16 protein-coding genes are annotated in these 19,875 nt (G+C 58.8%); 11 read left to right on the top strand and 5 right to left on the bottom strand.

The genetic code is table 11. The features are described from left to right. Window positions 1-138 precede the first annotated feature (138 nt). Entirely contained in the window at window positions 139-1,959 is a 1,821-nt protein-coding gene (gene typA, locus B3N48_RS18570; protein WP_296186250.1) for a translational GTPase TypA, read from the bottom strand. Window positions 1,960-2,099: 140 nt separating this feature from the next. Continuing rightward, window positions 2,100-3,554, bottom strand: coding sequence for a tRNA uracil 4-sulfurtransferase ThiI (gene thiI / locus B3N48_RS18565; protein WP_296186249.1), 1,455 nt, complete (start codon window positions 3,552-3,554; stop codon window positions 2,100-2,102). A gap of 331 nt (window positions 3,555-3,885) precedes the next feature. On the opposite strand from thiI, the gene glnA reads away from it, so the two are divergent. The 6 genes from glnA (at window position 3,886) to ntrC (ending at window position 10,144) form a co-directional block, all read left to right on the top strand. Next, window positions 3,886-5,292: a glutamate--ammonia ligase gene (glnA, locus tag B3N48_RS18560; protein ID WP_296186247.1), complete on the top strand. Its 1,407-nt coding sequence runs from the start codon at window positions 3,886-3,888 to the stop codon at window positions 5,290-5,292. Window positions 5,293-5,468: 176 nt separating this feature from the next. Beyond that, window positions 5,469-6,035, top strand: coding sequence for a gamma subclass chorismate mutase AroQ (gene aroQ / locus B3N48_RS18555; protein ID WP_296186245.1), 567 nt, complete (start codon window positions 5,469-5,471; stop codon window positions 6,033-6,035). A 132-nt stretch (window positions 6,036-6,167) separates the two neighbouring features. Then, window positions 6,168-6,695 (top strand): DUF4124 domain-containing protein, encoded by a 528-nt coding sequence (locus B3N48_RS18550; RefSeq protein WP_296186243.1) that lies wholly within the window; start codon window positions 6,168-6,170, stop codon window positions 6,693-6,695. Next, a complete protein-coding gene (locus B3N48_RS18545; protein WP_296186241.1) occupies window positions 6,679-7,320 on the top strand; it encodes a DUF4124 domain-containing protein in 642 nt (213 codons plus the stop codon). The genes B3N48_RS18550 and B3N48_RS18545 overlap by 17 nt, the downstream gene beginning before the upstream one ends. Window positions 7,321-7,625: 305 nt before the next feature. Continuing rightward, on the top strand, window positions 7,626-8,711 hold the full coding sequence (gene glnL, locus B3N48_RS18540) for a nitrogen regulation protein NR(II) (RefSeq protein WP_296186240.1): 1,086 nt from the start codon (window positions 7,626-7,628) through the stop codon (window positions 8,709-8,711). Continuing rightward, window positions 8,708-10,144 (top strand): nitrogen regulation protein NR(I), encoded by a 1,437-nt coding sequence (gene ntrC / locus B3N48_RS18535; RefSeq protein WP_296186239.1) that lies wholly within the window; start codon window positions 8,708-8,710, stop codon window positions 10,142-10,144. Before glnL ends, ntrC begins: the two co-directional genes overlap by 4 nt. 159 nt (window positions 10,145-10,303) lie before the next feature. On the opposite strand, the gene mgrA is transcribed toward ntrC, so the two are convergent. Beyond that, window positions 10,304-11,341 carry an L-glyceraldehyde 3-phosphate reductase gene (gene mgrA, locus B3N48_RS18530; protein WP_296186238.1) on the bottom strand — a complete coding sequence of 346 codons (1,038 nt, stop codon included), beginning with the start codon at window positions 11,339-11,341 and terminating at the stop codon, window positions 10,304-10,306. Between the two features lie 154 nt (window positions 11,342-11,495). Between mgrA and B3N48_RS18525 the strand changes: the two genes are divergently transcribed. Beyond that, a complete protein-coding gene (locus B3N48_RS18525) occupies window positions 11,496-12,344 on the top strand; it encodes a LysR family transcriptional regulator (RefSeq protein WP_296186237.1) in 849 nt (282 codons plus the stop codon). Window positions 12,345-12,488: 144 nt separating this feature from the next. On the opposite strand, the gene betT is transcribed toward B3N48_RS18525, so the two are convergent. Together betT and epsC are read right to left on the bottom strand one after the other, a co-directional pair. Continuing rightward, window positions 12,489-14,483: a choline transporter BetT gene (gene betT, locus B3N48_RS18520; protein ID WP_296186235.1), complete on the bottom strand. Its 1,995-nt coding sequence runs from the start codon at window positions 14,481-14,483 to the stop codon at window positions 12,489-12,491. Between the two features lie 365 nt (window positions 14,484-14,848). Then, on the bottom strand, window positions 14,849-15,811 hold the full coding sequence (epsC, locus tag B3N48_RS18515; RefSeq protein WP_414704258.1) for a serine O-acetyltransferase EpsC: 963 nt from the start codon (window positions 15,809-15,811) through the stop codon (window positions 14,849-14,851). 198 nt (window positions 15,812-16,009) lie between these two features. Between epsC and B3N48_RS18510 the strand changes: the two genes are divergently transcribed. From B3N48_RS18510 to tcyN, 4 genes are all read left to right on the top strand, one after another. Beyond that, window positions 16,010-17,011 carry a D-cysteine desulfhydrase gene (locus B3N48_RS18510; RefSeq protein WP_296186233.1) on the top strand — a complete coding sequence of 334 codons (1,002 nt, stop codon included), beginning with the start codon at window positions 16,010-16,012 and terminating at the stop codon, window positions 17,009-17,011. Between the two features lie 340 nt (window positions 17,012-17,351). Continuing rightward, complete coding sequence (gene tcyJ / locus B3N48_RS18505; RefSeq protein WP_296186231.1) at window positions 17,352-18,149, top strand: cystine ABC transporter substrate-binding protein; 798 nt, start codon at window positions 17,352-17,354, stop codon at window positions 18,147-18,149. After that, window positions 18,146-18,814 (top strand): cystine ABC transporter permease, encoded by a 669-nt coding sequence (tcyL, locus tag B3N48_RS18500; RefSeq protein WP_296186228.1) that lies wholly within the window; start codon window positions 18,146-18,148, stop codon window positions 18,812-18,814. Before tcyJ ends, tcyL begins: the two co-directional genes overlap by 4 nt. Window positions 18,815-18,817: 3 nt before the next feature. Further along, complete coding sequence (tcyN, locus tag B3N48_RS18495) at window positions 18,818-19,561, top strand: L-cystine ABC transporter ATP-binding protein TcyN (protein ID WP_296186226.1); 744 nt, start codon at window positions 18,818-18,820, stop codon at window positions 19,559-19,561. Window positions 19,562-19,875: the final 314 nt, after the last annotated feature.

The following is a 19,875-nucleotide window of genomic DNA, read 5'->3' as shown; positions in this document are numbered from 1 at the left end:
ACAGCAAGCCGGCTCCCACGGCCTTCGGCCAGAAACAGCTTGTCGCCGCACGCTAATCCCGCTACTTGCCCAAATCCCGCACAAACAAAAACGCCCCCGACCTTTCGACCGGGGGCGTTTTCGTTCAGCCGGGGCTAGTTACGCCTTGGCTTTCTTGGCAGCGCGGGTACGCTCGCTTTCGTCCAGGATCTTCTTGCGAAGACGGATGGATTTCGGCGTGACTTCGCACAGCTCGTCTTCCTGGATGTATTCCAGGGCCTGTTCCAGGGTGAAGCGAACAGGTGGGACCAGAGCGATGGTTTCGTCTTTACCCGATGCACGCATGTTGTCGAGCTTCTTGCCCTTGGTAGGGTTGACGCCCAGGTCGTTGTCGCGGCTGTTCTGGCCGACGATTTGACCGTTGTAGATCTCTTGACCGTGCTCGACGAACAGCTTGCCGCGCGCCTGCAGGGTTTCCAGCGAGTAGGTCAGTGCCTTGCCGGTTTCAACCGAAACCAGAACGCCGTTCTGACGGCCGGACATGTGGCCCGACTTCACTGGCGCGTAACGGTCGAAGATCGAGGTCAGGATGCCAGCACCGTTGGTCAGGGTCAGGAACTGGTTACGGAAACCGATCAGACCGCGAGCAGGGATGTTGTATTCCAGACGAACACGGCCTTTGCCATCCGGCACCATGTTGCTCAGGTCGCCTTTACGCAGACCCATTTCTTCCATGACCTTGCCCTGGGATTCTTCAGGGATGTCGATGGTCACGTTTTCGAACGGTTCCTGCTTCACGCCGTCGATTTCACGGATGATCACTTCAGGACGGCCCAGTGCCAGCTCGAAGCCTTCGCGACGCATGGTTTCGATCAGTACCGAGAGGTGCAGTTCACCACGGCCGGACACCTTGAATTTGTCTGCCGAGTCGCCTTCTTCAACGCGCAGTGCAACGTTGTACAGCAGCTCTTTGTCCAGACGGTCCTTGATGTTACGGGACGTCACGAACTTGCCTTCCTTACCGCAGAATGGCGAGTCGTTGACCTGGAAGGTCATGGAAACGGTCGGCTCGTCTACAGTCAGCGGCTTCATCGCTTCAACGACAGTCGGGTCGCACAGGGTGTCGGAGATGAACAGCTCTTCGAAGCCGCTGATGCAGACGATGTCGCCAGCCGCTGCTTCTTCGACGTCGATGCGGTGCAGACCGTGGTGACCCATCAGTTTCAGGATACGACCATTGCGACGCTTGCCGTCGGCGCTGATCGCCACGACCGGAGTGTTCGGCTTGACGCGGCCACGGGCGATACGGCCAACACCGATAACGCCCAGGAAGCTGTTGTAGTCCAGTGCCGAGATTTGCATCTGGAACGGACCATCGCGGTCAACTTTCGGCGGCGGTACGTGATCGACGACCGCCTGGTACAGCGGAGTCATGTCTTCAGCCATGTCGGTGTGATCCAGACCGGCGATGCCGTTGATGGCCGACGCGTAAACAACCTGGAAGTCCAGCTGTTCTTCGGTGGCACCCAGGTTGTCGAACAGGTCGAAAATCTGGTCCAGCACCCAATCCGGACGGGCGCCCGGACGGTCGATCTTGTTGATGACCACGATTGGACGCAGGCCGGCTTCGAACGCCTTTTTGGTCACGAAACGGGTTTGCGGCATCGGGCCGTCTTGGGCGTCGACCAGCAGCAGAACGGAGTCGACCATCGACATTACGCGCTCTACTTCACCGCCGAAGTCGGCGTGGCCGGGGGTGTCCACGATGTTGATGTGGTAGCCGTTCCAGTTGATCGCGGTGTTCTTCGCGAGAATGGTAATACCGCGCTCTTTTTCCTGGTCGTTGGAGTCCATCACGCGTTCGTCGTTGAGCTCGTTGCGCTCAAGGGTGCCGGACTGGCGCAGAAGCTTGTCGACGAGGGTCGTTTTACCGTGGTCAACGTGAGCAATGATGGCGATGTTGCGTAGATTTTCGATCACTTGTGTATCTCGATCAGAGGATTCGGTCAGCTGAATAATCTTAGACAGCTATGAACAATGGAGCCGGCGAAAGCCGTTACGGCTGACGACTGGTGTCGGGGGGCCGGTGACGCAAGCCACAGGCAAACAGCCCCGGGCACTTAGCTCGGTCGATAAACGCGCACATTGGCATGCCCCTCAGTGAGCAGATGATGAGCATGCAGGCGACTCATGACGCCTTTGTCGCAATAAAGCAGGTACTGGCGCGTGTCATCCAGTTCCTTGAAACGGCTGTTCAATGCAAAGAACGGCAGCGTTTGTACTTCGATGCCCGACAGGTCCAGCGGGCGGTCTTCGGCTTCATCCGGATGCCGGATGTCGATGACCACTTGCCCGGCCAGCGCCTGACTGACTTCTTCGACCTGAACATCCTGGCCCAATTCTTCGATCACACGGTCGATGGGCACCAGACGGGCGTTTTCGAGCGCACGCTCGAGCACGGCCATGTCGAACTCTTTTTCTTCATGCTCGACCCGATGGCGCTTGGCCGCGGTCTTTGGATTGACCGAGATCACTCCGCAGTATTCGGGCATGTGCCGGGCAAAATCGCCGGTGCCGATCTGGTCGGCCTGGTCGATGATGTCCTGCTTGTGACTGGCGATCAGCGGTCGCAAAACCAGCTTCTCCGTCACGCAATCGATGACCGACAAGTTGGGCAGCGTCTGGCTGGACACCTGGGAAATCGCTTCGCCGGTGACCAACGCGTCGATTTCCAGCCTGTCGGCAATGTGGGTCGCAGCGCGCAACATCATACGCTTCAATACTACGCCCATATGACTGTTATCGACTTTTCCGAGAATTTCGCCCAGAACTTCCTCGAACGGCACGCTGACGAACAGCACTCGCTGAGAGCTGCCGTACTTCTTCCAAAGGAAGTGCGCGACTTCCATCACCCCCAGTTCATGCGCCCTGCCGCCCAGGTTGAAAAAGCAGAAGTGGCTCATCAAACCGCGACGAATGACGTGGTAGGCGGCCACGGTGGAGTCGAAACCACCGGACATCAGCACCAGCGTCTGCTCCAGCGAGCCCAATGGATAACCACCGATGCCGTCGTGCTGGCTGTGAATCACGAACAGACGTTGATCGCGAATCTCGATGCGGACCTCGACCTCAGGCGCCTTGAGGGAGATCCCCGCAGCGTTGCATTCACGACGCAGCTTGCTGCCGACGTACTTCTCGACGTCCATTGAGCTGAAATCGTGGTGACCGGCGCGCTTGCAACGCACCGAGAAAATCTTGCCGGGCAAGGCATCGCCGAAGTGCAGCTTGCACTTCTCGTAGATGTCGTCCATGTCGCCCAGCGGGTACTGATCGACTTGCAGAAAATGCGCGATGCCCGGCGTGCAGCTCAGGCGCTCGGTCATTTCATGCAGGATTTTCGCATCCTTGACCCGAGTTTCGACCTCAAGGTTGTCCCACACGCCATCGACCACCAGCGCCGGGTCCAGATCACGGAGCACGGTGCGGATGTTTTTGGCCAGCTGTTTGATGAAGCGCTTCCGCACAGGCCGGCTTTTGATGGTGATTTCAGGGAAAACTTTAACGATTAGTTTCATGAAAACAGCGCGCGAGGTGCCGCTCGAAAAAGGGGGGCGCGGATTATAGCGGAAATTGCTCAAGGTTTAACCAGTTATCGTATAGCCGGTCATCAGTGCACTAAAACGGCACTGTATACAATTTCTACGCACCATTTCGGTGCTTGCGTTTTCAAAAAAGCGACGTTTATCGCGCTTAAACCCGTCATATTCCTGTCGAAACCCAACTCGGGGCACTGGCATGCAAATTGCTCCCTTGTGAGGCAGGTTGCCTTGGCCGACTATCGCGCCCGGCATCACCCATATTTAGGGGCTTACAACTACCCGGCCCTAATCCACCCCGGAGGACAACATGTCGAAGTCGGTTCAACTCATCAAAGATCATGACGTTAAATGGATTGATCTGCGCTTCACTGATACCAAAGGCAAGCAGCAGCACGTCACCATGCCAGCGCGTGATGCTCTGGATGACGATTTCTTCGAAGTCGGCAAGATGTTCGACGGTTCCTCCATCGAAGGCTGGAAAGGCATCGAAGCCTCCGACATGATCCTTCTGCCAGACGACGAAACCGCCGTTCTGGATCCGTTCACCGAAGAGCCTACCCTGATCCTGGTTTGCGACATCATCGAACCTTCGACCATGCAAGGCTATGATCGCGACCCGCGTGCCATCGCTCACCGCGCTGAGGAATACCTGAAGTCCACCGGTATCGGTGACACTGTATTCGTCGGTCCGGAGCCAGAATTCTTCATCTTCGATTCGGTCAAGTTCAAATCCGACATCTCCGGCTCCATGTTCAAAATCTTCTCGGAACAAGGTTCCTGGATGACCGACCAGGACGTAGAAGGCGGCAACAAAGGCCACCGTCCCGGCATCAAAGGCGGCTACTTCCCAGTGCCTCCGGTCGACCACGACCACGAAATCCGTACTGCGATGTGCAACGCTCTGGAAGAAATGGGCCAGACCGTTGAAGTGCACCACCACGAAGTGGCCACTGCCGGTCAGAACGAAATCGGCGTGAAATTCAACACGCTGGTTAAAAAGGCTGACGAAGTTCAGACCCTGAAATACGTTGTACACAACGTTGCCGACGCTTATGGCCGCACCGCGACTTTCATGCCGAAGCCTCTGTACGGCGACAACGGTTCGGGCATGCACGTCCACATGTCTATCGCCAAAGATGGCAAGAACACCTTCGCAGGCGAAGGCTATGCCGGCCTGTCCGAGACCGCGCTGTTCTTCATCGGCGGCATCATCAAGCACGGTAAGGCCCTGAACGGCTTCACCAACCCGGCGACCAACTCTTACAAGCGTCTGGTGCCAGGCTTCGAAGCGCCAGTCATGCTGGCCTACTCGGCTCGTAACCGTTCCGCTTCGATCCGTATTCCTTACGTCTCCAGCCCACGCGGCCGCCGTATCGAAGCGCGCTTCCCGGATCCGGCAGCCAACCCGTACCTGGCCTTCGCAGCTCTGCTGATGGCCGGTCTGGACGGTATCCAGAACAAGATCCACCCTGGCGACGCCGCTGACAAAAACCTGTATGACCTGCCACCTGAAGAGGCTGCAGAGATCCCACAAGTGTGCGGCAGCCTGAAAGAAGCCCTGGAAGAACTGGACAAAGGTCGTGCATTCCTGACCAAAGGCGGCGTGTTCAGCGACGACTTCATCGACGCTTACATCCACTTGAAGTCGGAAGAAGAAATCAAAGTCCGCACCTTCGTACACCCACTGGAATACGACCTGTACTACAGCGTCTGATTCCGTCGGACTGCGACAGCGGCTTTTAGAAAGAGGCCTCCTTCGGGAGGCCTTTTTTATGCCTGCAGATAGATGGCCGGGTGGTATTTATTTATTGCATTCACCTCGGTTTTCTTCCGGATACTGTTCAGTCTGTTGGCCGCCCGGATGCCGCCATACCTGATGAAGAGGCTTACATGTTGAAACCACTCTGGCTCTCCCTTCTGCTCCCTCTCCTGCTCACAGCCTGCATGAGTGACCCGCCGAACTCGCGCCCGCCAGCGGAAGTGCACGCGCTTCTGGACACAATCACCCAACGTCTCGACATCGCCAACGACGTGGCGCTGAGCAAGTTCTATAGCGGCAAGCCGGTGCAGGACGAGGAGCGTGAGCGCCAGGTGATTGCCAATGCCGAATCGCAAGCGGCAGCCTACGGAATCGCCAAAGACGAGGTTCGGGTATTCATGACGGCGCAGATCGAGGCGAACAAGGTGGTGCAGTACCGGCGGATCGCCCTGTGGCGCAATGCGCAGCAAGCGCCCGAACAACCGGCGGCCGGGCAGATGGCGGGGATTCGGGCGCGCCTGGATACCCTGCAGCCGCAGATGATGAAAAATCTCGCAGCGTTTGTGCCGCACCAGAATGACAACGCTTGTGCGCGGTGGGTACGCGCAGAAATTCAGCGTCAGGCAGCGGACCCGGTGATGATCGACGGCCTGCTACGCGCCACTCAGGGATTGTGCAAAGGTGAGCCGAAAACCTGACAGGTAAACGTTTCGACACACTCCGCGGATGACACCGCCTCTCACGTTTTGCTCTATGCTGGCGCCTGTGCCGACAGCGTCATTCTGCGCTATACCCGCTGTCGTTCTCCTGATCGTGGTAACGGAGTTTTCATGCGTCAAAGCCTTGCCCTTGTGTTGCTGCTGTTTGCGGTGCCCGCAGTCGCCCAGATCTACAAATACACCGATGCGAACGGCAACACGGCTTTCAGCAATCAACCGCCCGACGGGACCAAGGCCCAGGCAGTGGATTTGCCGCCGCTGAATAGAGTCGGCACAACAGCGCCTCCACCCATGCCGCCGAGCCCGTCGCAAAATTCCGGGCAGGCACAGTCGGCCAGCGCGTCCTATCAAACGCTTCAGCTGACCGACCTTCCCAACGACGAAGCCCTGCGCGCCAACAACGGCTCATTTCTTGTGGGCGTGATGATTCAGCCGCGTCTGCAACCTGGCCATCAACTGCAATTGCTGGTGGATGGCAGACCGTATGGTTCGCCGACCAACGTGCCCCGGGTGCAGGTCACCGAGCTGGACCGGGGCGAACACAGCCTGTCTGTTCAGGTGCTGCAGGGCACGCAGGTTATCCAGCAAAGCCAGACGATCAACCTGACCGTGCAGCGGGTCCATGTTGGCAGACCGTAAGCGCCTGGGGCTTCGCAGCGCGCTGATCTGCCTGTTGATGCTTGTCGGCTGTCACGCTGTCGCCGAGGTGTACACCTACGTCGATGCCGAGGGGAATCGGGTCTTCACTGACCAGCCCCACAAGAATGCAAAGAAAGTCGATATCGCCCCCAGCAACCAGATTCGGTCGGCGCCTAAAAAACCGAGCCAGGCCTCCAGCGCAAAACCCAAGCCTGGTCCGCTCTTTCACTACCAGCTGCTGCGCATCCTGGCGCCGGAGCCCGATAGTACGATTCGCGACGTCCAAGGCAATCTCATCGTGACGGTCAGCAACGACCCAGAGTTGCAGCCTGGTCACACCTACCGTTTGCTGCTCGATGGCAAGGTTTATGGCGAAGCGGGGCGCAGTCCGGTGTTTCCGTTGACCAATATCGATCGTGGTACGCACCAACTGTCGATAGAAATAGTCGACCCCTTCGGTCGCGTCGCAGAACGCACGCCGAATCAGCCTTTTCACATGATGCGAATTTCCCTCGCACAAAAGCGTCTCGCCAACCCTTGCAAGACTGAGGAATACGGCGTGCGCCCTGAATGTCCGCTCAAGGACAAGCCGCCTGAAGACAGCAGCATCCTGCCTTTTTTCTAAATCCCCTTACAAAACAGCTAAGCTCCACAATGGTGCACAACCTGAACGACCGCTCAGGTTAGAACCCCATTTTGGTTCACGATTGCCAGGGTGCCGCCCGATTCACGCGCCTATCGTCCAAAAAATGCCCGAAACGCTTCATTCGACGCTTCTTTTCGGAGCTTGGTTTGGTTTTTGCATTTTCCTCACAACCTGTAGGAAAACGCGCTGGACTAGCCGTCTTCCACCGCTGGCGAAGACCAATCAGAGCCTGCACGTCTGGGCCTGCCCCTTGTGCGATGTGCCAAAAGAGGTCAACGAGATTCATGACAATCAGCGATACGTTGCATCGACTGTTACTCGACAACCTGACCACTGCCACGATTCTGCTCAACGCGGATCTGCGTCTGGAGTACATGAACCCGGCAGCCGAGATGCTGCTGGCGATCAGTGGCCAGCGCAGCCACGGGCAATTCATCAGTGAGCTGTTCACCGAGTCTGCCGAGGCCCTCAGCTCGTTGCGCCAAGCAGTCGAACAGGCGCACCCGTTCACCAAACGAGAGGCCATGCTGACCGCGCTGACCGGCCAGACCCTGACGGTCGATTACGCCGTCACGCCGATTTTGTCTCAAGGCGAAACCCTGCTGCTGCTTGAGGTTCACCCCCGTGATCGCCTGTTGCGCATCACCAAGGAAGAAGCCCAACTGTCCAAGCAGGAGACCACCAAAATGCTGGTGCGTGGCCTGGCCCACGAGATCAAAAACCCGCTTGGCGGGATTCGCGGTGCCGCCCAATTGCTGGCAAGGGAGCTGCCGGAAGAAAGCCTCAAGGACTACACCAACGTCATCATCGAAGAAGCCGACCGCCTGCGAAACCTGGTGGACCGCATGCTCGGCTCGAACAAGCTGCCGTCGCTGGCCATGACTAACGTGCACGAAGTGCTGGAGCGGGTGTGCAGCTTGGTTGAGGCGGAAAGCCAGGGCTGCATCACATTGGTGCGCGACTACGACCCGAGCATTCCGGATGTATTGATCGACCGGGATCAAATGGTTCAGGCAGTCCTCAATATCGTGCGCAACGCTATGCAGGCCATCAGTGGGCAAAACGAGTTGCGCCTGGGCCGGATCAGCCTGCGCACCCGGGCAATGCGTCAGTTCACCATTGGCCACGTGCGCCATCGACTGGTGAGCAAGATCGAAATCATCGACAACGGTCCCGGCATTCCGCCGGAACTTCAGGAAACGATTTTCTACCCCATGGTCAGCGGCCGCCCGGACGGCACCGGGCTGGGCCTTGCCATCACCCAGAACATCATCAGTCAGCACCAGGGGCTGATCGAGTGTGACAGCCATCCTGGCCACACCACTTTCTCGATCTTCCTGCCGCTGGAACAAGGAGCCGCTTCGACATGAGCCGTAGTGAAACTGTCTGGATCGTCGACGACGACCGTTCCATCCGCTGGGTATTGGAAAAGGCCCTGCAGCAAGAAGGCATGACAACGCAAAGCTTCGACAGCGCCGATGGCGTCATGAGTCGCCTGGCGCGGCAGCAGCCGGACGTGATCATTTCCGACATTCGTATGCCTGGCGCTAGCGGCCTGGACCTGTTGGCGCGGATCCGCGAGCAACATCCACGCCTGCCAGTCATCATCATGACCGCGCATTCGGACCTGGACAGTGCCGTGGCCTCCTATCAAGGCGGCGCGTTTGAATACCTGCCCAAGCCGTTCGACGTCGATGAAGCGGTTTCGCTGGTCAAGCGCGCCAATCAGCACGCCCAAGAGCAACAGGGCATGGACGTTGCGCCGACCCTGACCCGCACGCCCGAAATCATCGGCGAAGCTCCGGCAATGCAGGAAGTGTTTCGCGCCATCGGGCGTCTGAGCCATTCCAACATCACCGTGCTGATCAACGGTGAATCGGGCACCGGTAAAGAACTGGTAGCCCATGCGTTGCACCGCCACAGTCCGCGTTCGGCGTCGCCGTTCATCGCGCTGAACATGGCGGCGATCCCGAAAGACCTGATGGAGTCCGAGCTGTTCGGTCACGAAAAAGGCGCGTTCACGGGCGCGGCCAACCTGCGTCGCGGGCGTTTCGAACAGGCCGACGGCGGCACGCTGTTCCTCGACGAAATCGGCGACATGCCGGCCGATACTCAGACTCGCCTGTTGCGTGTGCTGGCTGACGGCGAGTTCTATCGCGTCGGTGGCCACGTGCCGGTCAAGGTCGACGTGCGCATCATCGCCGCGACCCACCAGAACCTGGAAACACTGGTTCAGGCCGGAAAATTCCGGGAAGACTTGTTCCACCGGCTGAACGTGATTCGCATCCACATTCCGCGGCTGTCCGACCGTCGCGAAGATATCCCGACGCTGGCCAAACACTTCCTGAGCCGCGCGGCGCAGGAACTGGCGGTCGAGCCGAAGCTGTTGAAGGCCGAAACCGAGGAATACCTCAAGCATTTGCCATGGCCGGGCAACGTGCGGCAGTTGGAAAACACCTGTCGCTGGATCACGGTCATGGCTTCAGGCCGTGAAGTGCACATCAGCGACCTGCCGCCGGAGCTGTTGAGCCTGCCGCAAGACGCTGCCCCGGTGACGAACTGGGAACAGGCATTGCGTCAGTGGGCTGACCAGGCGTTGGCGCGCGGGCAATCGAGCCTGCTGGACAGCGCCGTGCCGACGTTCGAACGGATCATGATCGAAACCGCCTTGAAGCACACCGCAGGCCGCCGTCGCGACGCTGCCGTGCTGCTGGGCTGGGGCCGCAATACCTTGACCCGCAAGATCAAGGAATTGGGGATGAAGATCGATGGCGGGGATGATGATGAGGGGGATGAGGGCTGATCCGAGCGCCTCATAACCCTGTGGGAGCCGGCTTGCTGGCGAAAACGGTGCGTCAGTCTCCATATTCGATACAGACAGACCGCATTCGCCAGCAAGCCGGCTCCCACAGGTTCGGGGCTTCCCACAAGATCAGCGTTTCAAATCAAGACCGTGCGGGCATCACTCAGCCGATGACGGCTTTTCCCACAGGTTGATGCCGCCTTCAACAGCGAACCGGTCGATCTCGGCCAGTTCTTCCTGGCTGAACACCAGGTTATCCAACGCCCCGACGTTCTCGATGATTTGCTCCGGACGGCTCGCGCCGATCAGGGCAGACGTCACGCGCGGGTCGCGCAGGGTCCAGGCCAGGGCCATTTGCGCCAGGCTCTGACCACGCCGTTTCGCGATCTCGTTCAGCGCGCGGACGTGCTCGATGTTCTTTTCCGACAGGTGCGACGCCTGCAACGAACCGCCACCCGGACGATTGACCCGCGCGTCTTTCGGGATGCCATTCAGGTATTTGTCCGACAACAACCCTTGAGCCAACGCTGTAAAGGCGATCACGCCCGAGCCAAGTTCGTCAGTGGTGTCCAGCAAATCCTTTTCCACCCAACGGTTGAGCAGGTTATAGGCCGGTTGGTGAATCAACAGCGGGACTTTCCACTCTTTCAGCAGGCCGGCGATTTCACGGGTTTTGGCGCCCGAGTATGACGAAATCCCGATATACAGCGCTTTGCCTTGCTGCACAGCGGTAGCCAGAGCGCCTGCGGTCTCCTCCAGCGGGGTGTCCGGATCGAAGCGGTGCGAGTAAAAGATGTCTACATAGTCGAGGCCCATGCGTTGCAGGCTCTGATCAAGGCTTGCCAGCACGTATTTGCGCGAACCGCCGCCTTGGCCATAAGGGCCCGGCCACATGTCCCAACCGGCTTTGCTGGAGATGATCAACTCATCGCGGTAATGCTTGAAATCTTCACGCAACAAACGCCCGAAATTGATTTCGGCGCTGCCGTAGGGCGGGCCGTAGTTGTTGGCGAGGTCAAAGTGGTTGATGCCCAGATCGAACGCGGTGCGCAGCATGGCACGTTGGGTGTCCAGCGGCGTGCTGTCACCGAAGTTGTGCCACAGGCCCATGGACAACGCTGGCAGCACCAGGCCACTGCGGCCCACGCGGCGATAGGGAACGCGCTCATAGCGATTTTCGGCAGCGATGTAGGTCATGCAATCCTCTCTTCTTTCTGAATGGCTTTCTGAATGGCGGGAGCGATAAGCAGCATCAATGGATAAGCCGCTGAAGAAGCGTTAAAGCGAGTATATTCAGCCCTGACGACGCTCGAAAAATGCTTTATTCCTCTCGCTGGTATCGGTTCCTGATATGGATATTCGTCAACTCAATGCGTTCATCGCCGTGTTCGAAGAGCGCAACATCACCTCGGCGGCGCAACGCCTGTTCACCAGCCAGCCCACCTTGTCGGTCACCATTCGCCAGCTTGAAGAGGCACTGGGCACGACACTGTTTCAGCGCCTGCCTCGGGGGGTCGAGGTCACGGATGACGCGCGCACCCTTTATCCGCAGGCTCGGCGATTGCTGGCCGAAGCCCACGCGCTGAGCAATCAATTTCGTCAGCGCAATGACCGGCTGACGCTGGAAATCGGTGTAGAAAACGAGATCGCTGCCTGTCACTTGGAGGCAGTTCTGGCGATGGCCTATCGGGTCGTGCCCAACCTGCTGCTCACCTTGCACGAGGGGTGCAGCGGTGATGCGCGGTTATCGGTGGAAGAGGATTGCTGCGAAGACGAACTGTTTCTGCCGCTGTGGGAAGAGCCTTTCGTACTGGCCATTGCTGCGAGTCATCCGCTGGCAGATCGACCTCACCTGGATGAGGCCGACCTCGCCCACGTGCAATGGATCACTTGCCCTTCACACCCTTCTCACCAGCGACTGATGGAGCTCTACAACCGCAGCTCCAGCTCGGTGGTGGCGACGGCGGGCTCGATGACACTGGCATTGCGGCTGGTGGCGGCAGGCGCCGGATTGGCGATGCTGCCGGAATCGATGGTGAGTCACCACGCTGGCGTCACTTCCAGACCAGCACGTATGCCCGACCTCATTCGCCGGGTGGGCTTGTGTTACGCCGCGCAGGCGCTGGACGTGCCTGCATTGCGGCTGTTGCACGGGTATTTGCAGGGTGCGGCGTCTCTGAAATCCGATGCCGATCAGTGAAAGCACATGCACAACCTGTGGGAATGAATTTGCTCACGAAGACTGGCGTTCAGGCAGCGAGCAGGCTGTGAATATTCCGGCCCATTCGTGAGCAAGCTCACTTCCACAGAAATCGGTTCACGGCCTGATACCCCGCGTGCCCTTTTAACGCACCAAATGCAAAAACTGCATATGGCGTTCGTACTGATCAAGGATGTCGTTGATCACTTGCTCTTTGGTGTAGCCCACCAGGTCGTAATCCTGACTGCCCTCGCTCAGGTGCACCTCTGCGCGGTAGTAGCGGCGGTTATTCAACTGCTTCGAGCGCATGCCCGCACGGGCAAAGGACGGCGTGAAGTAGCCGCGCATCGTGACTTGGTAGATAAACGGTCGCTCCTCGCCATGGCCAATTTCCAGACCGACGGTGTGATTCGCAGGATCGGGCTGTGTGACCACATTCAAGCCCTTCTCGGCGAATACCTCCGTCACGTCTTGAATCGCGGGGCGCACGGTCTGGTCGAGGAAGCGGTACACCTCGTCGCGGGACGGAAAATGCACAGCTTGACTCAAACGCTGCCGCCAACCGCCACGCCTGGCCCCTGACACAGGCGCCAGCGAATACAGCTGTGCAATTTGTCGCTGCGATTCCAGGTGAAACGCCTTGTGCAGCCCCCACATCATGGTCAGCAAGATCAGCGAGAACGGCAGTGAGGTCAGCACCACCGCCGATTTAAGCGCGTCGATACTGCCGGAGAACAACAGCCCGCTGGTGATCAGCGCCGTCATCACGCCCCAGAACACGCGCAGCCATTTCGGGCCATCTTCGTCAGGGCTGCCGCCTTTGGCCGATAGCGTGGACAACACCACCGTGCCCGAATCAGCCGAGGTGACGAAGAACACGAAACTGATGAAGACCGTGATGGCGATGACGGTTTTGCTCCACGGGTAGTTGTGCAGCATCAGGTAAAGGGTCATGGACGGATCGTCGATGGCCGACTGGCCCAGCGCGGTCATGCCGTGGTTAAGCACCTGATCGATCGCGCTGTTGCCAAAGATCGACATCCACGCGAGGGTGAAGCCCAGCGGGATCAACAAGACGCCGAAGACGAATTCGCGAATCGTACGGCCCCGCGAAATACGCGCAATGAACAGCCCGACAAAGGGCGACCAGGCAATCCACCACGCCCAATAGAACACGGTCCAACCGCCCAGCCAATTGCTCGGGCTGTCGTAGGCGTACACGTCAAAGCTCTTGGTGGGGAGCGCGCCGAGGTAATCGCCGATGTTTTGCACCAGCGTATTGAGCAGGTGCTGGGTTGGCCCGGCGAACAGGACGAAGAGCAGCAGTGCACAGGCCAGCAGCATGTTGATGTCGGACATGACGCGCACGCCTTTGTCGACGCCCGCCACGGCCACCAGAATCGCCGCGCCCATCATCAGCGTGATCAATCCGACCTGAATCCAGTGGGTGTGCGCCACGCCGAACAGGTAGTCCAGCCCGGAATTCAAATGCAACACGCCAAAGCCCATGTCGGCACCGAGGCCAAAGATCGTGGCGATGATCCCGAAACCGTCCACTGCATAGCCGATAGGCCCGTTGATGCGTTTGCCGATCAGCGGGTAAAGCGCCGAGCGCAGCGCCAGTGGCAGGTTGTGGCGATAAGCGAAGTACGCGAGTGCCATGCCGACGAAAGCGAAAACGCCCCAGCCGTGCAGGCCCCAATGCAGGAACAACAGCTGCATGGCCTGGCGCGCGGACGCCGTGGTCCCGCCTTCGCCTTGAGGCGGTTGCAGCATATGCGTCAGGGGTTCGGACACGCAGAAGAAGAACAGCGTGATGCTGATCCCGGCGGCGAACAGCATCCCGGCCCATGACAAGTAGCTGAACTCGGGTTCGTCATGGTCGGCGCCGAGTTTGATCTTGCCGTAGCCGGAAAGCGCAGTGACCACGACGAAAAGTAAATACAGGGTCATGGCCAGCATGTAATACCAGCCGACGGTATCGGCAGCCCAGTTCTGCGCGGCGAGAAGCCACTGGCCTGATGCGTCGGGGAAGCCAATGACGATCAGCCCGAAGATCAATATGAAACTGGCGGCGAAGTAGAAAACGGGAGCGTTCATGCGCACCGGCGCGCTGTTTTGCGCGCTCGGGACACTCATGCGTAGACCCCGAGGATAGGGAGGGAAACGTTCATGCAAAGCGGATACGGCAAGGGTAGGCCTCCTGTAACGAGCGGGCAGCGAACCACCGGTTTAACTTGATTGAACGTTCAATTAAAGCACGATAAGGGGGCGGAGGACCAATTGCAGGTACTTAGAGGGAACGATTGTCACTGTAGCAGCGCGTGAGGTTCAGTTTGGCCCGGACGTGTAGGAGCGTGGCTTGTCCCGCGATCGGGGGGAGGAACCCGCCGTAAAACCTGGCGATGCGGTATGTCCGGTGTACCGCGTTATCCAGATTACTGCCGGTTCCCGGCAGATCGCGGGACAAGCCACGCTCCTACAGTGATAAATGGGTCTCCGAATTACTTCTGCGCCCCGTCATCGTGCTGCAAGTTCGCCTGATTCACGTTGCTGTCCGGCGGCACGCTGCGGGTCAGCCAGACGTTGCCGCCGATGGTCGAGCCTTTGCCGATGGTGATGCGCCCCAGAATGGTCGCGCCGGCGTAAATCACCACATCGTCTTCGACGATTGGGTGCCGCGCGTGGCCTTTCTGCAAGTGGCCATCGTCGTCCGCCGGGAAGCGTTTGGCGCCCAGCGTCACCGCCTGGTAGATGCGCACGCGCTCGCCGATGATTGCCGTCTCGCCGATAACCACGCCGGTGCCGTGGTCAATGAAGAAGCTCAACCCGATCTGCGCGCCAGGGTGGATATCGATGCCCGTGGCCGAGTGCGCCAGCTCCGAACTGATTCGCGCCAGCAGCGGCAGACCGTTGTTGTAGAGATGATGCGCCAGACGATGATGGATCACCGCCAGAATGCCCGGATAGCAGAGCAGCACTTCGTCCACGCTGCGCGCCGCCGGGTCACCTTGATAGGCCGCCAGCACGTCAGTGTCGAGTACGCGCCGAATATTGGGCAAGGCACTGGCGAAGTCCTGAATCAAGCGTTCGGCGTGCACATCGGCACAGCTGGCGTCCTCACCGCGTTGACGGGCGACATAGCGCAATTCCAGCCGCGCTTGATCCAGCAGTGAGTTCAGCGCCACATCGAGCGTATGACCGACGTAAAAATCTTCGCTTTCTTCGCGCAGGTCCACAGGCCCAAGGCGCATGGGGAACAGCGCACCGCTCAACGCCTCAAGAATGTCGCGCATGGCCTCGCGGGAAGGCAGCTCGCGGCCGCCTTTTTCACCGCTGACACGACCATTGCGGCTACGCCAGTCATCGCGCGCGGCGCGCAACTCGCCCACGATCCGCTGCAACTGCCAGTGGCCGGTCACCCCCGCCTCGCAGTCTTTCGGGGACAGTTCGGGAATAGTGCTCACGCAGATTTCTCCTCAGTTCGACGGCTCGTCAGGCTGGACATGGCCGAAAGTGAAACCACTCTACGGCGAGCGTTGCCGCAAAAAAATAACAATTTTCGTGAGGCTATAACCCGCAACCTGGTCGGAATCATCCGGTTGCCCTGTGAGAATCGTCTGCCTATAGTCCAGCGACTCACTCGCGGATACCCCCACACGACCATGATCAAAGAACAGCTCGCCCGCTTTAACCGCCTGGATCTGCTCGGCGCCCCGACGCCGCTGGAGAAGCTTGAACGCTTGTCGGTTTGGGCCGGTCGCGACATTTATGTGAAGCGCGACGACATCACGCCGCTGGCCATGGGCGGCAACAAGCTGCGCAAACTCGAATACCTCGCTGCGGACGCCTTAGCCCAAGGCGCTGACACCCTGATTACCGCGGGCGCCATCCAGTCGAACCACGTGCGCCAGACCGCCGCCCTGGCCGCCAAGCTGGGCCTTGGTTGCGTCGCCTTGCTGGAAAACCCGATTGCCACCGAAGACAGCAATTACTTGGGTAACGGCAACCGCCTGTTGCTGGACTTGTTCGACGCCAAGGTCGAGTTGGTCGAGAACCTGGACAACGCCGACGAACAGCTTCAGGCCTTGGCCGCTCGTCTGAGCAACAGCGGTAAAAAGCCCTATGTCGTGCCTATCGGCGGCTCGAGCCCGGTGGGCGCGCTGGGCTACGTGCGCGCAGGATTTGAATTGGCGGAACAGATTCAACAGACGGGCCTCAGGTTCGCAGCTGTCGTGCTGGCCTCGGGCAGCGCGGGCACTCACAGCGGCCTCGGGCTCGCGCTGGCTGAGGCCATGCCGGATTTGCCGGTGATCGGTGTGACCGTGTCTCGTCCCGAAGAAACTCAGGCGCCGAAGGTGCAAGGATTGGCAGAGCGCACCGTGGAGCTGCTGGGCGAGTCTCTGCCCTCTGCGTTCAAGGTCAACCTGTGGGACGAATACTACGGCCCGCGCTATGGCGAACCGAACGCTGGTACGCTGTCGGCGATCAAACTGGTCGCCAGTCATGAAGGGCTGCTGCTGGACCCGGTGTACACCGGCAAGGCCATGGCCGGGTTGCTGGACGGCATCGGTCGTCAGCGTCTGGACGATGGCCCGGTCATCTTTTTGCACACGGGCGGTGCGCCAGCGCTGTTTGCGTATCCGGATGTTTTCTCCGCGCAGTGAACGTGACGCTTCGCGCTGGCGTCTGCCGAAGGCGTAGGAGCCGGTTTGCTGGCGAAAGCGTCAGGTCAGTCACCCTCCATGTGCTGCCCCTGCGCATTCGCCAGCAAGCCGGCTCCTATAGGTAAAGCAGTGCAGGCAACCCTGAACAGATAGAACAGAATTAACTAAGCAATCGATTTTTAATTATTTTTAAAACTAAAACGCCGCTTCTATCATCGCCGCCAGCCGCTTCCTTAAAATCTGGCAGACCACTGAAAAAGCTGGATAAAGCGGCGACGTCACAGTAGTTTCGTCAGCTCTGAAGCGCACCTGACATATCAATTAAAAACAGGGGACTCACATGAACATGTCTGCAATCCGCCGCACCTTCCTGCTGTCGGCTTTCAGTCTGGTGCTCGGCACTGGCCTGGTGACCCACGCCGTCGCAGGTGAGCAACTGGACGCCATCAAAAAGAATGGCACCCTCAATGTCGGTCTGGAAGGCACTTACCCGCCCTTCAGCTTCGTCGGCGAAGACGGCAAATTGACCGGTTTCGAAGTCGAGTTTTCCGAGGCGCTGGCCAAGGAATTGGGCGTCAAGGTCAAACTGAGCGCCACACCATGGGCAGGCATTCTCGCAGCGCTGGAGTCCAAGCGTCTGGACGTGGTCATCAACCAGGTCACCATTTCCGACGAACGCAAGAAGAAATATGACTTCTCCGAGCCGTACACCATCTCCGGTATTCAGGCGCTGACGAAGACTCAGAACGCGGGCACGATCAAAACTGCCAAAGACCTGGAAGGCAAAAAAGTCGGCGTGGGCCTGGGCAGTAACTACGAGCAGTGGCTCAAAGAAAATGTCCCTGCCGCGATCGTCAAAACCTACGACGATGATCCCACCAAATACCAAGACCTGCGCGTAGGCCGTATCGATGCCATTCTGGTCGATCGCTTGGCCGCGCTGGATCTGATCGCTAAAACCAAAGAGCAACTGGCCCTGGCGGGCGAACCGTTTTCCCGTCTGGAATCCGGTATCGCACTGCGCAAAGGCGAACCTGAGCTGCTGGCCGCCATCAACAAAGCCATCGACAAACTGCGCGCCGACGGCACCCTCGCCAAAATCTCGCAAAAGTACTTCAAGGCTGACGTGACCAAATGATCCCAGAGAGCCTACAGCTCGCGCTGGACTCCGCGCCCTTTCTGCTCAAGGGCGCGTATTACACGGTGGGTCTGAGTCTCGGATCGATGTTTTTCGGATTGGTGCTGGGCTTCGGCCTGGCACTGATGCGTTTGTCGAAGATCTGGCTCATCAGCGCCATCGCCAGGGTCTACGTGTCGTTCTTTCGCGGCACGCCCCTGCTGGTTCAGCTCTTCATGATTTATTACGGCCTGCCGGATTTGGGCATCGAACTCGATGCGATCACGGCAGCACTCATTGGCTTGTCCTTGAACATGGCGGCTTATGCCTGTGAAATCCTGCGTGCCGCCATCGGGGCCGTGGACCGGGGCCAGTGGGAAGCCGCCGCCAGTATCGGCATGACACGCGCTCAGGCCATGCGCCGGGCGATCCTGCCGCAAGCCGCACGCACAGCCTTGCCTCCTCTGGGTAACAGCTTCATTTCGCTGGTAAAGGACACGGCCATGGCCGCCACCATTCAGGTGCCGGAAGTGTTCCGTCAAGCGCAGCTGATTTCGTCGAGAACCCTGGAAGTCTTCACCATGTATTTCACCGTCGCGGTGATCTACTGGGTCCTGTGCACCGTGCTCGCGCATTTCCAGAACCGTCTAGAAGCCCGGGCCAACCGCCACGATGTGGAGTCCTGACCCATGATTACCGTTGAAAAACTGACCAAGGCGTTCAAGGGCAATCAGGTCCTCAAAGGCATCGATCTGAAAGTCGAGCCAGGCGAGGTGGTCGCCATCATCGGCCCTAGCGGTTCTGGCAAGACGACGTTTCTGCGTTGCCTGAATTTTCTCGAAGAGCCCACCAGCGGCACGATCGTCGTGGGCGACATCAAGATCGATGGCAGCCGTCCGCTGACTCAGCAGGCGGGCCTGATTCGCCAACTGCGCCAACACGTCGGTTTCGTGTTCCAGAACTTCAACCTGTTCCCTCACCGCACGGCGCTGGAAAACGTTATCGAAGGCCCGATCGTGGTCAAGAAGGTGCCACGCACCCAAGCCATCGAGCTCGGGCGCTCGCTACTGGCCAAGGTCGGCCTGGCTGGCAAGGAAGACGCATACCCACGCCGCTTGTCCGGCGGACAGCAACAGCGTGTGGCTATCGCCAGAGCGCTGGCGATGGAGCCGGAAGTCATTCTGTTCGACGAACCCACCTCGGCGCTGGACCCGGAGCTGGTGGGCGAAGTGCTGAGCGCCATCCGCGCCCTGGCTGAAGAAAACCGGACGATGATCATCGTCACCCATGAAATGAAATTCGCCCGAGACGTCGCCAACCGAGTGGTGTTCATCGATAAAGGGGTGATCGTCGAACAAGGCGATGCCAAAGCGCTGTTTGCTAACCCTAAAGAGGAGCGAACGCGGCAATTTCTGGAGCGCAGCAGGAACTAGTCCTACAGAAAATGTGTTATCGAACGGCGCTCTTTAGCGCCGTTTTTTTGGGTCCAACATTTGGCAAAATTTGGATTAAACGAATCGTTCCAGTCCCCCTTCAACTTTCCCCACCGTTTCTATCGACTTATCCAATCGATCCCTCAACAATTCGCTTCAATTCTTATATCGTCTGTTGACATTCCTTTCTCCTACAAATAATGCCCAACGCACTCGTCGGGCGATTACGCCCGAAACCTTCTGCGATCACTGGCGGCATCAACCAAGACGCCATGCCCATTTTTTGTGCGCATCCATTAATCAACTTGTAGGAA

The sequence above is a fragment of the Pseudomonas sp. UBA1879 genome (genome assembly GCF_002338065.1).
Lineage (GTDB): Bacteria > Pseudomonadota > Gammaproteobacteria > Pseudomonadales > Pseudomonadaceae > Aquipseudomonas.
This window is presented reverse-complemented; position numbering and strand designations above follow the sequence as displayed.

What these genes read in the sequence shown, in the direction of transcription:
- glnL (WP_296186240.1), top strand. Translation starts at nt 7,626, where the DNA reads ATGACAATCAGCGATACGTTGCATCGACTGTTACTCGACAACCTGACC.
- tcyL (WP_296186228.1), top strand. Translation starts at nt 18,146, where the DNA reads ATGATCCCAGAGAGCCTACAGCTCGCGCTGGACTCCGCGCCCTTTCTG.
- glnA (WP_296186247.1), top strand. Translation starts at nt 3,886, where the DNA reads ATGTCGAAGTCGGTTCAACTCATCAAAGATCATGACGTTAAATGGATT.
- betT (WP_296186235.1), bottom strand. Translation starts at nt 14,483, where the DNA reads ATGAGTGTCCCGAGCGCGCAAAACAGCGCGCCGGTGCGCATGAACGCT.
- B3N48_RS18545 (WP_296186241.1), top strand. Translation starts at nt 6,679, where the DNA reads ATGTTGGCAGACCGTAAGCGCCTGGGGCTTCGCAGCGCGCTGATCTGC.
- tcyJ (WP_296186231.1), top strand. Translation starts at nt 17,352, where the DNA reads ATGAACATGTCTGCAATCCGCCGCACCTTCCTGCTGTCGGCTTTCAGT.
- B3N48_RS18550 (WP_296186243.1), top strand. Translation starts at nt 6,168, where the DNA reads ATGCGTCAAAGCCTTGCCCTTGTGTTGCTGCTGTTTGCGGTGCCCGCA.
- mgrA (WP_296186238.1), bottom strand. Translation starts at nt 11,341, where the DNA reads ATGACCTACATCGCTGCCGAAAATCGCTATGAGCGCGTTCCCTATCGC.
- aroQ (WP_296186245.1), top strand. Translation starts at nt 5,469, where the DNA reads ATGTTGAAACCACTCTGGCTCTCCCTTCTGCTCCCTCTCCTGCTCACA.
- B3N48_RS18510 (WP_296186233.1), top strand. Translation starts at nt 16,010, where the DNA reads ATGATCAAAGAACAGCTCGCCCGCTTTAACCGCCTGGATCTGCTCGGC.
- B3N48_RS18525 (WP_296186237.1), top strand. Translation starts at nt 11,496, where the DNA reads ATGGATATTCGTCAACTCAATGCGTTCATCGCCGTGTTCGAAGAGCGC.
- thiI (WP_296186249.1), bottom strand. Translation starts at nt 3,554, where the DNA reads ATGAAACTAATCGTTAAAGTTTTCCCTGAAATCACCATCAAAAGCCGG.
- tcyN (WP_296186226.1), top strand. Translation starts at nt 18,818, where the DNA reads ATGATTACCGTTGAAAAACTGACCAAGGCGTTCAAGGGCAATCAGGTC.
- ntrC (WP_296186239.1), top strand. Translation starts at nt 8,708, where the DNA reads ATGAGCCGTAGTGAAACTGTCTGGATCGTCGACGACGACCGTTCCATC.